Source organism: Blastococcus sp. SYSU DS0617 (assembly GCF_054051075.1).
Genome location: NZ_JBJHAO010000003.1, coordinates 113,253 through 126,928, shown reverse-complemented (window position 1 = coordinate 126,928; position 13,676 = coordinate 113,253). Strand labels below are relative to the sequence as shown.

Below are 13,676 nucleotides of genomic sequence, written 5' to 3'. Positions count from 1 at the left end.
GACGACGGGGGCGCCGGCGCGGGGAACCGGCCGGCGCCCCTGCCTGCCACCTGCTACCGGCACCCCGACCGGCCCACGGGCATCTCCTGCACGCGCTGCGGGCGGCCCATCTGCCCGGAGTGCATGGTCCCGGCCTCGGTCGGCTTCCAGTGCCCGCAGTGCGTCGCAGCCGGCAACGCCACGGTCCGGACCGCGAGTCCGCGCACCCTGCGGTCGGCGGGCCGTCGATGGGGTGTCGTCACCCTGGGCCTGATCGCGCTCAACCTGGCGATGTTCGTCGTCACGGCGGTGTCTGCCTTCTCGGTGGGCAACTCCCCGGCGGACAACCAGCGGTCGCCCGTCTTCGTCGACCTCGCCCAGTGGCCGGCCGGCGTCCACTACCTGGACGAGTGGTGGCGGGTCCTCACCGCGGCGTTCCTGCACATCGGCCCGGTGCACCTGGCGTTCAACATGCTCGCCCTCCTGCTCTTCGGCTCCGAACTCGAGCGGCAGCTGGGCTGGGCGCGCTACCTCGCCGTCTACCTGGTCTCGGCGCTCGGCGGCGCGGTGGCCATCCAGCTGCTGGGTGACCCGAGGGTCGTGGTCGCGGGAGCGTCGGCCGCGATCTACGGGCTCCTCGGTGCTCTGGGCGTGCTGATGCTGGCGAGCCGGCAGGACGTCCGCGGTCTGCTCACCCTGCTCGCGATCAACGTCTTCATCAGCTTCCTGCCCGGGATCTCGCTGCTCGGCCACCTCGGCGGGCTGGTGGCCGGCGCGCTGTCCGCCGGCGTCCTGTTGCTGCTGCGGCGCCGGTCCCACCTGCAGGTGCCGGCGCTGGCCCTGCTGGGCGTCGTGCTGCTCGTCGTCGCCCTGACGGTGCCGACGCTGACCGTGCTGGACCTCTAGACGGTCGGGTCCAGCTGGCGCAGTCGCCGGGCCACCGCGGCCGGATCGGCGCCGAGGTCCCGGCGGCCCAGCACCACGAGCACCCCGTCGTCGTCGTCCGGGCCGGCGGCGGTGTCGAGCTCGAGGGTGACCGTCCGCAGAGCCAGGCGACGGGTCTCGCGGACGCCGATGTGCAGCCGTCCCCACGGCAGGTGGACCCCGCCGGAGAGCCGGCGCACCCGGATCCCGTCCGGGCCGGCCGCGAGTCGTGGGCGCTGCAGCAGGTCCCGCGCCGCCTGCGCCAGGAACAGCGCGGCGCCCAGGGTCAGCAGGATCCGGCCGGGGACGTCGGCCACGACCGGGACTCCCGCCGCGAGCAGCAGACCCATCGCGATCGAGAGCGCCGTTTCGGGCGTCCGGGTGGTCCAGGTCACGGGGGGACCTTGCCAGAAGAGGCCTGGGTCATACGATGACAGTCAGGGCGGACCGTTTGGCCTCGCCCCGAATCGTCGACGAGGAGTAGGTCCATGCGCGATGCCGTCATCTGTGCCGCCGTTCGCACGCCGGTGGGCAAGCGAGGCGGAGGTCTGTCGGGCGTGCATCCCGTCGACCTCTCCGCCCACGTGCTCAGCAGCCTGGTGGAGCGGACGGGCATCGACCCGGCCGTGATCGAGGACGTCATCTGGGGCTGTGTCAGCCAGGTCGGCGAGCAGACCTTCAACGTCGCACGCAACGCCGTGCTCGCCGCCGGCTGGCCCGAGGCCGTCCCCGGCACCACCGTCGACCGCCAGTGCGGCTCGTCGCAGCAGTCCGTGGCCTTCGCCGCCGCGACCGTCATCAGCGGCCAGGCCGACGTGGTCGTCGCCGGTGGCGTGGAGTCGATGAGCCGCGTGCCCATGGGGTCGGCGAGCAACCCGGCCAGCGGTGCCGGTCGTCCGATGGGGCCGAAGTTCGCCGAGCGCTACGACGGCGTGCAGATCAACCAGGGCGTCGGCGCGGAGATGATCGCCGAGCGCTGGGGCTTCTCGCGCACCCAGCTCGACGAGTTCGCCCTCGGCTCCCACGAGAAGGCGGCCAAGGCGCAGGCCGACGGCGCCTTCGAGGAGGAGATCGCCCCGATCGCCACCCCCGAGGGCCTGGTCAGCGCGGACGAGGGCATCCGCCCCGGCGGCACGCTGGAGAAGCTCGGCTCCCTGAAGACCCCCTTCAAGGAAGACGGCGTCATCAGCGCCGGCAACGCCAGCCAGATCTCCGACGGCTCCGCGGCCCTGCTGGTCACCACCAGCGAGAAGGCCCGCGAGCTGGGGCTCACCCCGCTGGTGCGCATCCACACCACCGTCATGGCCGGCGACGACCCGGTCATCATGCTGACCGCGCCGATCCCGGCCACGGCCAAGGTGCTGGACCGCTCGGGGCTCTCGATCGACGACATCGGCGTCTACGAGGTCAACGAGGCCTTCGCGCCCGTGCCGATGGCGTGGCTGGCGGAGACCGGCGCCGACGCCGACCGGCTCAACCCGCACGGTGGGGCCATCGCGCTGGGCCACCCGCTGGGTGGTTCCGGCGCCCGTCTGATGACGACCCTCATCCACCGGATGCGCAACACCGGCAGCCGGTACGGCCTGCAGACGATGTGCGAGGGCGGCGGCATGGCCAACGCCACCATCCTGGAGCTCATCGACGCCTGATCCACGGCGGTCCCCCTGGGGACCACCGAGCGCAGCCCCCGACGCCACGACGCGCGTCGGGGGCTGCGGTCGTCTCCGGGCTCCGAGGTGTCGTCGCAGGTCAGAGCGGGTATGGAGGGTCTGCGTCCACCGCTCCGCAGCGGCGGACATGTCGACTCGTCCACAGCTGCGTACACAGCTGGGGACAGACTCACACAGGTGTAGTTACGCGCGCGGATGATCCGTCACATGCGTCCCAGCCGCGGAATCCGTGCAGGTCAGAGCGGTACGGGCCGGTCCCGTCCCTCCACATCCGGTGGACAACCCTGGGGGCGGGGCGCCATGTCGACCTGTGGACGGACGCGATCGGCTGTGCACATGGAAGAACCCCTGGATGACCCCATCCCCTCCCCGGCTCGCGGGCTCGCCGGCGAGCCTCCGGACGGGCCTCGGCCCTCGGAGGCTCGGGGCGGGACCCGGGACAGGGGCCGCAGGACGACGAAGGCCCCCGTCCCGGCAGGGACGAGGGCCTCGGCCCCGTTCAGGGGCCCGCGCTGAGCGTGTGAAGCGTGGGGAACGGGGGCGTTCCCTCAGCGCCAGCGCATCGACATGATCAGTCCGGCGACCATGGCGCCGAAGCCGATGGCGAAGTTCCACGCCCCCAGCGAGACCATGAACGGGATCTCGTCGCCGGCGATGTAGTAGACGACGATCCACAGCAGGCCGAGCAGCATCAGCCCGATCATCAGCACGACGTACCAGCGCGGGCTGGGCTGCGCGATGCGGGCCTGCTCCGCGGACCGCGCCTGCAGCACTCCCTCGGGCGGCGTGTAGACCGACTTCTTGCGCACCTTCGACTTGGGCACGTACCTGCTCCCTCCGGGTGGCCGGGTGCGTCCTCACCGGCCGCGACGGAGTCCAGCCTAAGCTGTGGGGGGAGCACGACGGCGCCGCCACGGTGGCGGAGTGCCCGATGACCGTCGTCCCGCCCCGATCCGCCGGAGGTGCCCGTGGCCCGTCTGTCGGCCTGGGGCGCCCTGGTGCCCGTGGTGGCGATGGCTGCCGGCGTGCTCTTCGCGACCTCCGGACGGACCGCGCAGGGCACCGACCTGCGCGCGGGCGAGGTCACCGAGCTCGCCGCCCTGATCCGCGAGCGGGACGACGCGATCGCCGCCCAGGAGCGGCGCCTGGCCCAGCTGCAGCGGCGCTCCGAGCTGCTCACCGAGCAGGCCGCGGCCCGCGACGGCGCCGTCGCCGAGGCCCGCACCGCGGGCGAGCAGGGCGCCCCCGCCGCCGGGCTCTCCGCGGTCAGCGGCACCGGCCTGAAGATCACCCTCGACGACGCCCCGCGCCGGCCCGACGGCACCCTCCCGGTGGGTGCGCGGCCCGACGACCTGGTCATCCACCAGTCCGACGTGCAGGCGGTGGTGAACGCCATGTGGGCCGCGGGTGCCACCGGGGTCGCGGTCATGGACCAGCGGCTGATCGCCACCAGCGCGGTCCGCTGCGTCGGGAACACCCTGCTCCTGCAGGGGCGCACCTACTCGCCGCCCTTCGTCGTCACCGCCGTGGTCGACGCCGCCGCGGCGCGGGAGGAGCTGGCCGACTCACCGCAGATCGCCGTCTTCCGGCAGGTGGTGGACGCGTTCGGGCTGACCTACGAGGTCCGCGAGCAGCCGCAGGTGGAGCTCCCCGCCTACGATGGGCCGCTCACCCTGCAGTACGCCGCCGCAGGCTGAGCCGCAGCGCCCGACAGAGCCGACACCCGGGAGAACCGTGCCCGCCGAGAGCCACCCCGCCGAGGGCCACCCCGCCGGGACCGCCGACGGGCGTCCCGTCCTCGTCGTCGACAACTTCGACAGCTTCGTCTACAACCTCGTGCAGTACCTCGGCCAGCTCGGGGTGCGCTGTATCGTGCGGCGCAACGACGCCGTCACCGTCGACGAGCTGTCCGACCTCGACGTGGCCGGGGTGCTGCTCTCCCCGGGCCCCGGGACGCCCGCGGGGGCCGGCGTGACCGTGCCCATGGTCCGCGCCGCCGCCGGGCAGGGCGTGCCCGTCCTCGGGGTGTGCCTCGGGCACCAGGCGATCGCCGAGGCTTTCGGTGGCGAGGTGGTGCGCGCTCCCGAGCTGCTGCACGGGAAGACCAGCCAGGTCGTGCACGACGGCACGGGCGTGCTCGCGGGGCTGCCCTCGCCCTTCACCGCGACCAGGTACCACTCGCTCGCCGTCGACGCCGCCACGGTGCCCGACGAGCTCGAGGTCACCGGGCACACCCCCTCGGGCATCGTGATGGCGCTGCGCCACCGCGAGCTGCCCATCGAGGGCGTCCAGTTCCACCCGGAGTCGGTGCTGACCGAGGGCGGTCACCGCATGCTGGCCACCTGGCTGGCCTCCTGCGGGCTGACACCCGACCCCGCGGCGCTGGAAGCGGCCTCCGCGGCCGCGGAGCGGCTCAACGCGGCCACCGCCTGACCGTTCTGCGCGCAGAACGACGAAGGGCTCCTCCCGGATCGGGAGGAGCCCTTCGTCGTGGTGGGTGAGGCGGTCAGCCGTCGGCGTCGGGCTGCCCGGTCTCGGTGGCGCCGCCGCCCGCGGAGGAGCTGAAGACGTAGATCGTGATGGGCTGATCCAGCGGCACCTCGTCGCCCGCGGACGGATCCGTCTCGGCCACGGTCCCGGCCACCGCGTCCGTGTCGCCGGGCTCGGGGGTGTAGGGAACGGTGGTGAAGCGCCCCGTGAAGCCGGCGCTCCGGAGGGCCGCCCGGGCGACCGACTCCGTGTCACCGGTGACGTCGGGGACCTGCACCGTCTCGGGCTCGGCCGGGCCGCCGGAGATGTCCAGCACGATCCGGGTGTCGGCCGAGGCCGCGCTCCCCCCACGGGGGGTGGTCGCGACGACGGTGCCGGCCGGCTGGTCCGAGTCGACCTGCTCGGTGCTGATCTGGTTCTCGCGGAAGCCGGCCGCGGTCAGCACGCCGCGGGCGTCGGCCTCGGTGCGGTTGACGACGTCGGGCAGGTCGATGGAGCCGGTGGAGAGCCCGAGGGTGATCGTCGCGTCCGTCGCGGCCGACTGGCCGGGAGACGGGTCGATCGACGCCACCGAGCCCTCCTCCTCGAGGGAGTCCACCTGGCGGGTGTTGATGCTGCCGGTGAAGCCGGCCTGCTCGAGGGCGGCCCGGGCCTGGTCCTCGTCGAAGCCGATGACGTCGGGAACCAGCACGCTGTCGGGCTCGATGCCGACCACGAGGTCGACCGCCGTCCCCTGGGGCACCTGGGCGCCGCTCGCCGGGTTGCTGTCGAGCACCGTGCCGACCTGGGCGCTGTCGGTGGTGATCTCCTGCGTGACCTCGCCGACCTCCAGGCCGACGTCGGTGAGGGCGGTACGCGCCTCGGCCTCGGGGAGGTTCTGCAACGCCGGAACCTGGACCTGGGTGGCGACCGGGTCGTCGGCGGTGTCGTTCCCGCTCATCGACACCGCGGCCGCGATCGCCCCGCCCAGGAGCAGGACGGCCAGCACCGAGACGACGGCGATGATGATCCGGCGCTTGCGGCGCTGGGCCTGCTCCTCCTCGTCGTCCCAGTCGTCGTAGTGGGCCGGGGTGGCGCCGATGATGGCGGTCTTCTCGGCGTCCCCCATGACGGGGGTGGCCTCCACGCGCTGGCCGGCCAGTGCCCGGAGCAGGTCGTTGCGCATCTCCGCGGCCGACTGGTAGCGGTTGGCCGGGTTCTTGCTCATGGCCTTGAGCAGGATCGCGTCCAGCTCGGGCGGGACGGCGGGGTTGATCGACGACGGCAGCCGCGGGTCCTCGCGCACGTGCTGGTAGGCCACGGACACGGGGGAATCGCCGGTGAACGGCGGCGCGCCGGTGGCCAGTTCGTAGAGCAGGCAGCCCAGGGAGTAGACGTCGGACCGGGCGTCGACGCTCTCGCCGCGCGCCTGCTCCGGCGACAGGTACTGCGCGGTCCCGATGACGGCGGCGGTCGAGGTCATGGTCGCGGCGGAGTCGGAGACCGCCCGCGCGATGCCGAAGTCCATCACCTTGACGGTGCCCTGGGGCGTGATCATCACGTTCCCGGGCTTCACGTCGCGATGCACGATGCCGTTGCGGTGGCTGAAGTCCAGGGCGCCGCTGATGTCGGCGGCCAGGGTCATCGCACGTTCGGGGGAGAGCGCGCCCTCGCGCCGCAGCACGTCGCGCAGCGTCTCGCCCTCGACGTACTCCATGACGATGTAGGGGGTGGCGCCGAGCGCGGTGCGGTCCTCGCCGGTGTCGTACACCGCGACGATGGCCGGGTGGTTCAGCGAGGCCGAGGCCTGCGCCTCCCGGCGGAAGCGGACCTGGAAGGAGGGGTCGCGGGCCAGGTCGCTGCGCAGCACCTTGACCGCCACCTCGCGCCCCAGCCGGAGGTCGCGGCCGAGGTGCACCTCGGCCATGCCGCCGCGGCCGAGCACCCCGCCGATCTCGTAGCGCTCGCCGAGCACCTGCGGCGTGGTCATCGGAGGTCCTCTCGAGCAGGTGCGTGCGTCGTCCGGGGACGGATCGCGGCGCGCGGGCAGCGGACAGGGCGCGCTGCGGGCAGGATGCCGTCGGCGAGCCTAGCGGCGGGACGGCGCGTTCCCGGGCAACCGGGAAGGGTCAGCCAGGTCACCCGTTCACTTCCGCAGCAGCCGCCTCAGGAGCGTTGGCACCCACGTCCCCGGGTGGGGAAGCCGTCGAGGTCCCGCCGCCACCGCCACCGCCACCGCCACCGCCGCCACCGCCGCCCTCGCCGGGCTGGCCGGGCTGGACCGTCGGCGACGGTGCGGCCGACTCGGAGGTCGATGGTGCCGGCGCACTGCTCGAGGCCGACGTAGGGGTCTCCGCCGGGCTCGTGGCGGGCGACGGGGTCGGCTCCTCGACCTCCGGGGTGGGAGTGGGCTCCTCGTCGACCGGCTCCGGCTCGGGCTCGGGCTCCGGCTCCTCCTCCTCGACCGTCCAACCGTCCTCGGCGACGGTGAGGAGCACGGTGGTCGTGGCCGGATCGACGGTCGTCCCGGACGGCGTGATCGCGGCGACGGCGTTCTCGTCGAGGTCCATGCCCAGCTCGGCGAGCGTCGCGTCGTCGGCCTCCTCCTGCTCCACCGTCAGCCCGTCGGCCCTCAACTGGGCGGCGACCACGTCGGCGTCCTGACCGATGTAGGCGCTGGCCGGACCGATGACGACGCCGGCCGCGGGCGCCGTGATGTCGCTCGTCGGCCCCGTCGGGGTGGCGGTGCGGCCGCCGTCGGTGCCGCTGCCCTGGTTGATCAGCAGGGCGGTGCCTCCGCCGACCAGCAGGAGCACGACCAGCGCCACCAGCAGCCACGCCCAGCGGCGCCGCTTGGCGGGTGGGGGGCCGTCGTCGTGGGCCCCCCAGTCGTCGTCGTCCGCCGGCCCGTGCAGCGGGGGCATGGCGCCCGCACCGGTCGTGGGGGACAGGGCGCGGGTGCCGGTCAGCGCGCCGGTCTGCGCCGCCAGGACCGTGGTCCGGCCGTCGGCGAAGCCGCCGCCGACCACCTGGGTCGGGGCCGTCGCGGGGCCCACCGGTGCGGGCGTCCCGCCGGCGGCGACCCGCCGGACCGCGGCGGCGAACGCCCCGCCGTCGGGGAACCGGTCGGCCGGGTCCTTCGCCAGCGCCCGCTCGACCAGCAGCCGGACCGCCGGCGGCACCTCGGCCGGGAGCGGCGGCGGGGGGCGGTTGATGTGCGCGAGCGCGATGGCCACCTGGGAGGTGCCGTCGAACGGCCGGCCACCGGTCAGGCACTCGTAGGCCACGACGCCGAGGGAGTAGACGTCGGAGGCGGCGTTGACCTCCATGCCCTGGGCCTGCTCGGGGGAGAGGTACTGGGCGGTGCCGACCACCATGCCGGTGCGGGTCAGCGGTGTGGCGTCCCGGGCCTGGGCGATGCCGAAGTCGGTCAGCTTCACCACGCCGTCGGGGCGCACCATGAGGTTGCCGGGCTTGATGTCGCGGTGGACGACGCCGGCGCGGTGCGCGGCCGACAGGCCCTCCGCGGACTGCTCGAGGACGTGCAGCGTCCAGTCGACCGGCAGCCGCCCCTCCTCGTGCAGGATCGTCACCAGGGGCTGGCCCTCGACGAACTCCATGACCAGGAAGGCCAGCTTCTTGGTGCCCGTGTCGTCGACGGTCTCCCCGTAGTCGTAGACCGAGGCGATGTTGGGGTGCGACAGCGCCGCGGTGTGCCGCGCCTCGTTGCGGAAGCGGGCCAGGAAGCTCGGGTCGTCGGTGTACTCGCTCTTGAGGACCTTGGCCGCGACGATGCGGTCGAGCACCTGGTCGCGGGCCTTCCAGACCTCGCCCATGCCACCCACGGCGATCGGGGCGGTGATCTCGTAGCGGCCGGCGAGCAGGCTGCCGGTGGCCAGGGTCATCAGCCCTCCTGCCCGTCGAGGTAGGCCTGGATCACCTGGCGGGCGATCGGTGCGGCCACGCCACCACCCGTCCCTCCACCGTTGCGCACGAAGACGGCGACGGCGATCCGGGGCTCCTCGGCCGGCGCGAAACCGATGAACCAGTTGTGGTCGGGGCCCTCGTTCTCCGCCGTCCCCGTCTTGCCGGCCACCTGGACGCCGGAGATCCGCGCGCTGCGCCCGGAGCCGTTGGCCACGACGCTGGTCATCATCTCGGTCAGCTGGTCGGCGACCTGCTCGGACACCGGCTGGGACAGCTCCTCCGGGTCGGTCTCGTCGATGACCGTGAGGTCCGGCGCGAGCAGCTGGTCGACGAGGTAGGGCTTCATCAGGACGCCGTCGTTGGCCACGGCCGCCGCGATCATCGCCGCCTGCACGGGGGTCACCTGCACGTCCTGCTGGCCGATCGAGGTCCTGGCCAGCTGGTCGCCGTTCTCGATCTCGCCGAGCGTGCTCGTGGCGACCTCCAGCGGGATCTCCAGGTCGTCCTGGCCGAGCCCGAACGCCTCGGCCATGTCGCGGATCGCGTCCTCGCCCAGATCGATGCCCAGCTGGGCGAAGGCGGTGTTGCAGGAGATGGTGAGCGCGTCGATCAGCGGCTGCTGACCGCTCGGGTCGCACGCCGAGCCGTTGAAGTTCTCCAGCGTCCCGCTGGACTGCGGCAGGTCGAACACCTGGGGCGCCGGCACGACGGTCTCGGGCGTGTAGCCCTCCTCCAGCGCCGCCGCCGACACGATGACCTTGAAGATCGAGCCGGGGGCGTAGCGCTCGCTGATCGCCTGGTTGATCCGCGGGTCGGGGTCGGCCGCCTCGAGCTGGGCCGCCGCGTCGCGGACGGCGTCGAGGTCGTGGCCGGCCAGCAGGTTGGGGTCGTAGGTCGGGGTGCTCGCCAGCCCCAGGACGGCGCCGGTGGTGGGATCGAGGGCCACGACCGCGCCGACCTGGCCCTCGAGGCCGGCCATGGCGGCCTGCTGCACGGCCGGCTCCAGGGTGAGGACGACGTCGCCGCCGGAGGGGTCCCGGCCGGTGAACAGGTCGGAGATCCGCCGCACGAAGAGCCGGTCGTCGGTGCCGGTCAGCAGCTCGTTCTCCGCGCTCTCGATGCCGGTGGCGCCGTAGATCACCGAGTAGTAGCCGGTCACCGCCGCGTACAGGGCCGCCTGCGGGTACTGGCGCAGGTACTTGAGCCGGTCGTCGGTGGGCACCGACATCGCGATCGGCTCGCCGTCGACGACGATCGCGCCGCGTTCGCGGGAGTACTCGTCGGCCAGCACCCGGGTGTTCCGGCCGTCCTCGCGCAGCTCGTCCGAGCGGACGACCTGGATGTAGTTGATGTTGAGGATCAGCAGCGTGAAGAGCACCAGCACGCTGATCGCCACGCGGCGCAGCGGCGCGTTCACGGCGTCACCACCTCGGTCGGCGCATCGGTGAGCCGCTGCGGGGCCACGTGCGGCGTGGCCGGCCGGCGGGCGGCGTCGCTGATCCGCACCAGCAGGGCGACCAGACCGAAGTTGGCCACCAGCGACGAGCCGCCGTAGGCGAGGAAGGGGGTGGTGAGCCCGGTCAGTGGCAGCAGGCCGGTCACCCCACCGAGGACGACGAACAGCTGCCAGGCCACGGCGAACGACAGGCCGGCCGCCAGCAGCTTGCCGAAGGGGTCCCGCACGATCAGCGAGGTGCGCAGGCCGCGCTCGACGAGGATCAGGTAGACGAGGATCACCGCGGCGAAGCCGAACAGGCCCAGCTCCTCGCCGATCGCGGAGCCGATGAAGTCGCTCTTGGCGATGGGCACCGCGTCGGGCCGTCCGCCGCCGAGCCCGGCACCGAACAGCCCGCCGGTGCCCAGACCGAACAGCGACTGCGCCACCTGGTAGCCCGCGCCGTCGTAGTAGGCGAAGGGGTCCAGCCAGGTGTCCACGCGGGCCTGCACGTGGGCGAAGGCGCGGTAGGCGATCGTGGCGCCGCCGGCGAAGAGCACGAGGCCGATGACCACCCAGCTGGCCCGTTCGGTGGCCACGTAGATCATCGCGACGAAGATCCCGAACAGCAGGAGCGAGCTGCCCAGGTCGCGCTCGAAGACCAGGACCAGGATGGAGACGACCCAGACGACGAGAACCGGCCCGAGGTCGCGGCCACGGGGGAACTCCAGCCCCATGACCTTGCGGCTGGCCAGCGCCAGGACGTCCCGCTTGTCCACCAGATAGGCGGCGAAGAAGACGATCAGGGCGATCTTGGCGAACTCACCGGGCTGGATGGAGAAGCCGGCGACGCGGATCCAGATCTTGGCGCCGTAGACCTCCGACATCGACGCGGGCAGCACGGCGGGGATGGCCAGCAGCACCAGGCCGACCAGCATGAGGATGTAGGCGTAGCGGGACAGGAGCCGGTGGTCACGGACCACCAGGAGCACGGCGATGAACAGCGCCAGCCCGATGGTGGCCCACAGCAGCTGCACGGGCGCGTCCCCGCTGCCGGCGTTCTCGGCGATGTCCAGCCGGTGGATCATCACCAGCCCCAGGCCGGTGAGGACGGCGACGCAGGGCAGCAGCAGCGGGTCGGCGTAGGGCGCGAACTTCCGGACGACCAGGTGCGCCCCGGTCCACAGCGCGGTGAACCAGATGCCGAACGTGGCCAGCTCGGGACGCAGCGAGCCGGTGACGGTGAGGTCGACGATGCACTGGGCGGCCAGCGTGATGACGACGGCGAAGAGCAGGAGCAGGGCCTCGGTGCCCCGACGGGTGGGGACGGCCGTGCCGGAGGCAGCGGCGCGGGGGTCGGTCGTCGGCCCGGCCATCACTCGGGCTCCCGGCAGTCCACCCCCGGCCGCGACGACGACGTCGCCGCGGTCGACGTGGCGGCTGCGGTGGTGCGCCCCGGCGTGCCGGGCGCGCCGGCCTCGTCGGTCGGTTCGCCGTCGGTCGGTGCGGCGTCGGCCGGCTCGTCGTCCTCGGTGGGGCAGAGCTCCAGGCGCTGGTCCCGCAGCGCGGACACGATGCGCTCGGCGTGGTCGGCGTCGTCGGCGGTGATCCCGCCCTGCACGCGGTTGCGGGCCGCCGGCGTGAGGTCCGTGACGGGGAGGTCGGCGTCCTGGTCCACCCGGAAGAGGTCCAGGCCGAGCAGCGAGACGTCGAGCCCGCGGAAGACCGCCACCTGCTCCTGCCCCTGCTCCTCGTCGACGCCGACGAACCAGTGCTGCAGGGCCCACACGTAGGTGCCGATCGCGCCGGCCGCGAGCACGGTCAGCAGGATCCCCGCCCCGAGGAGGAGTCGCAACGGGCGGCGGCGGGCGGAGGGGCCACCGCCCGTCGGCGGTGCGGGCTGCGGCGGCGGGGGCGGCGTGGGATCGGCCAGTGCGGCGCGGCCGGCCGCGGAGGTGGCGTCGACCTGGCGCTGGCCGATGTGGTCGCCGGCGGCGCCGTCGACGACCGGCTCCATGAGCACGCCGCGGCCGTCGTCGTCCACGACGTCGGCGACGATGACGGTGATGTTGTCGGGGCCGCCGCTGCGCAGCGCCAGCTCGATGAGGCGGTCCGCGGTGCTCTGCGGGTCCGGGTCGGCCAGCGCGTCGGCGAGGGTCTCCTCGCTGACGACACCCGACAGGCCGTCGGAGCACAGCAGGTACCGGTCGCCGGCCCGGGCCTCGCGCATGGAGAGGTCGGGTTCGACCTCCTGCCCGTTGAGTGCGCGCAGCAGCAGCGAGCGCTGCGGGTGGCTGTTGGCCTCCTCGGGGGTGATCCGGCCGTCGTCGATCAGCGTCTGCACGAACGTGTCGTCGTGGGTGATCTGGGTGAACTCGCCGTCGCGGAGCAGGTAGGCGCGCGAGTCGCCCACGTGGCACAGCGCCAGCCGTCCGCCGGCGAAGAGGATCGCGGTGAGCGTCGTCCCCATGCCCTCGAGCTGCGGGGAGTCGCGGATGACCTCGCGCAGGTGCTCGCTGCCCTCGAAGACCCCCTGGCGGAGGGCCTGCAGCATGTCGCCGGACGGGGTGTCGTCGTCCAGGTGCTGCAGGGCGGCGATCACCACCTTGCTGGCGACGTCGCCGGCGGCGTGACCGCCCATCCCGTCGGCGACGGCGAGCAGCCGCGGTCCGGCGTAGACGGAGTCCTGGTTGTTGCCGCGGATCAGTCCGCGGTCGGAACGCGCTGCGTAGCGCAGGACGAGACTCATGAGCGCAGCTCCAGCGCGGTCTGGCCGATGCGGATCGGCTGGCCGGGGCTGATCAGCAGCGGCCCCTGGACGCGCTGCTGGTCGAGATAGGTGCCGTTGGTGGAGCCGAGGTCCTCCACGTACCACTGCCCGCCGCGGTTGGTCAGTCGGGCGTGACGGGAGCTGGCGAAGTCGTCGGTGAGCACCAGGGTCGAGTCGTCCGCCCGGCCGATGAGGATCGGCTGCTCGCCGAGGGTGATCTTGGTGCCGCTGAGCGGGCCCGCGGTGACGACCAGGGTGCGCGGGCCCTTGCTGCCGCGCTTCTTGCCGGCAGCAGCTGCCCGCGGCGGGACGGACGCCACCCGGCCGACGCGACCGCCGAACAGGTCGGCCCGCACGACGCGGAACGCGGCGAAGATGAACAGCCACAGCAGGAGGAGGAACCCGAAGCGGAAACCCTGCAGCACGATCTCGGCCATCACCCGGTCACCTCGCTCGCCATCAGCGACGTCGTGCCCGGTACCGCCCTGCTCATGCGTGACCT

General features: G+C 73.3%; 12 protein-coding genes. 4 read left to right on the top strand and 8 right to left on the bottom strand.

Annotation, left to right across the window (positions count from 1 at the left end; genetic code table 11):
- The first annotated feature begins 123 nt into the window (after nt 1-123).
- Nucleotides 124-885, top strand: coding sequence for a rhomboid family intramembrane serine protease (locus ACI793_RS05200; protein ID WP_456605307.1), 762 nt, complete (start codon nt 124-126; stop codon nt 883-885).
- On the opposite strand, the gene ACI793_RS05195 is transcribed toward ACI793_RS05200, so the two are convergent.
- Nucleotides 882-1,298: a PH domain-containing protein gene (locus ACI793_RS05195; protein ID WP_456605306.1), complete on the bottom strand. Its 417-nt coding sequence runs from the start codon at nt 1,296-1,298 to the stop codon at nt 882-884. The two genes, ACI793_RS05200 and ACI793_RS05195, sit on opposite strands and share 4 nt — an antisense overlap.
- Before the next feature lie 93 nt (nt 1,299-1,391).
- On the opposite strand from ACI793_RS05195, the gene ACI793_RS05190 reads away from it, so the two are divergent.
- The gene (locus ACI793_RS05190) at nt 1,392-2,552 is read left to right on the top strand and encodes a thiolase family protein (protein ID WP_456605305.1); all 1,161 of its coding nucleotides are present in this window, start codon (nt 1,392-1,394) and stop codon (nt 2,550-2,552) included.
- 569 nt (nt 2,553-3,121) lie between these two features.
- Here the strand turns inward: ACI793_RS05190 and crgA are convergent.
- Complete coding sequence (gene crgA / locus ACI793_RS05185; RefSeq protein WP_456605304.1) at nt 3,122-3,397, bottom strand: cell division protein CrgA; 276 nt, start codon at nt 3,395-3,397, stop codon at nt 3,122-3,124.
- A gap of 144 nt (nt 3,398-3,541) precedes the next feature.
- Here crgA and ACI793_RS05180 point away from each other — a divergent pair, with 144 nt between their 5' ends.
- Both ACI793_RS05180 and ACI793_RS05175 read left to right on the top strand, forming a co-directional pair.
- On the top strand, nt 3,542-4,270 hold the full coding sequence (locus tag ACI793_RS05180) for a DUF881 domain-containing protein (protein ID WP_456605303.1): 729 nt from the start codon (nt 3,542-3,544) through the stop codon (nt 4,268-4,270).
- 37 nt (nt 4,271-4,307) lie between these two features.
- Nucleotides 4,308-5,006 (top strand): aminodeoxychorismate/anthranilate synthase component II, encoded by a 699-nt coding sequence (locus ACI793_RS05175; protein WP_456605302.1) that lies wholly within the window; start codon nt 4,308-4,310, stop codon nt 5,004-5,006.
- 73 nt (nt 5,007-5,079) lie between these two features.
- On the opposite strand, the gene pknB is transcribed toward ACI793_RS05175, so the two are convergent.
- The 6 genes from pknB to ACI793_RS05145 all read right to left on the bottom strand — a co-directional run bounded on the left by pknB (nt 5,080) and on the right by ACI793_RS05145 (nt 13,611).
- A complete protein-coding gene (gene pknB, locus ACI793_RS05170) occupies nt 5,080-7,032 on the bottom strand; it encodes a Stk1 family PASTA domain-containing Ser/Thr kinase (RefSeq protein WP_456605301.1) in 1,953 nt (650 codons plus the stop codon).
- 148 nt (nt 7,033-7,180) lie between these two features.
- Nucleotides 7,181-8,947 (bottom strand): serine/threonine-protein kinase, encoded by a 1,767-nt coding sequence (locus ACI793_RS05165; protein WP_456605300.1) that lies wholly within the window; start codon nt 8,945-8,947, stop codon nt 7,181-7,183.
- Nucleotides 8,947-10,386: a peptidoglycan D,D-transpeptidase FtsI family protein gene (locus ACI793_RS05160; RefSeq protein ID WP_456605299.1), complete on the bottom strand. Its 1,440-nt coding sequence runs from the start codon at nt 10,384-10,386 to the stop codon at nt 8,947-8,949. The genes ACI793_RS05165 and ACI793_RS05160 overlap by 1 nt, the downstream gene beginning before the upstream one ends.
- Nucleotides 10,383-11,780: an FtsW/RodA/SpoVE family cell cycle protein gene (locus ACI793_RS05155; RefSeq protein ID WP_456605298.1), complete on the bottom strand. Its 1,398-nt coding sequence runs from the start codon at nt 11,778-11,780 to the stop codon at nt 10,383-10,385. Before ACI793_RS05155 ends, ACI793_RS05160 begins: the two co-directional genes overlap by 4 nt.
- Nucleotides 11,780-13,153, bottom strand: a complete 1,374-nt coding sequence (locus ACI793_RS05150) for a PP2C family protein-serine/threonine phosphatase (protein WP_456605297.1) — start codon at nt 13,151-13,153, stop codon at nt 11,780-11,782. The genes ACI793_RS05155 and ACI793_RS05150 overlap by 1 nt, the downstream gene beginning before the upstream one ends.
- Nucleotides 13,150-13,611, bottom strand: a complete 462-nt coding sequence (locus ACI793_RS05145; RefSeq protein WP_456605296.1) for an FHA domain-containing protein FhaB/FipA — start codon at nt 13,609-13,611, stop codon at nt 13,150-13,152. Before ACI793_RS05145 ends, ACI793_RS05150 begins: the two co-directional genes overlap by 4 nt.
- Between the last annotated feature and the right edge of the window lie 65 nt (nt 13,612-13,676).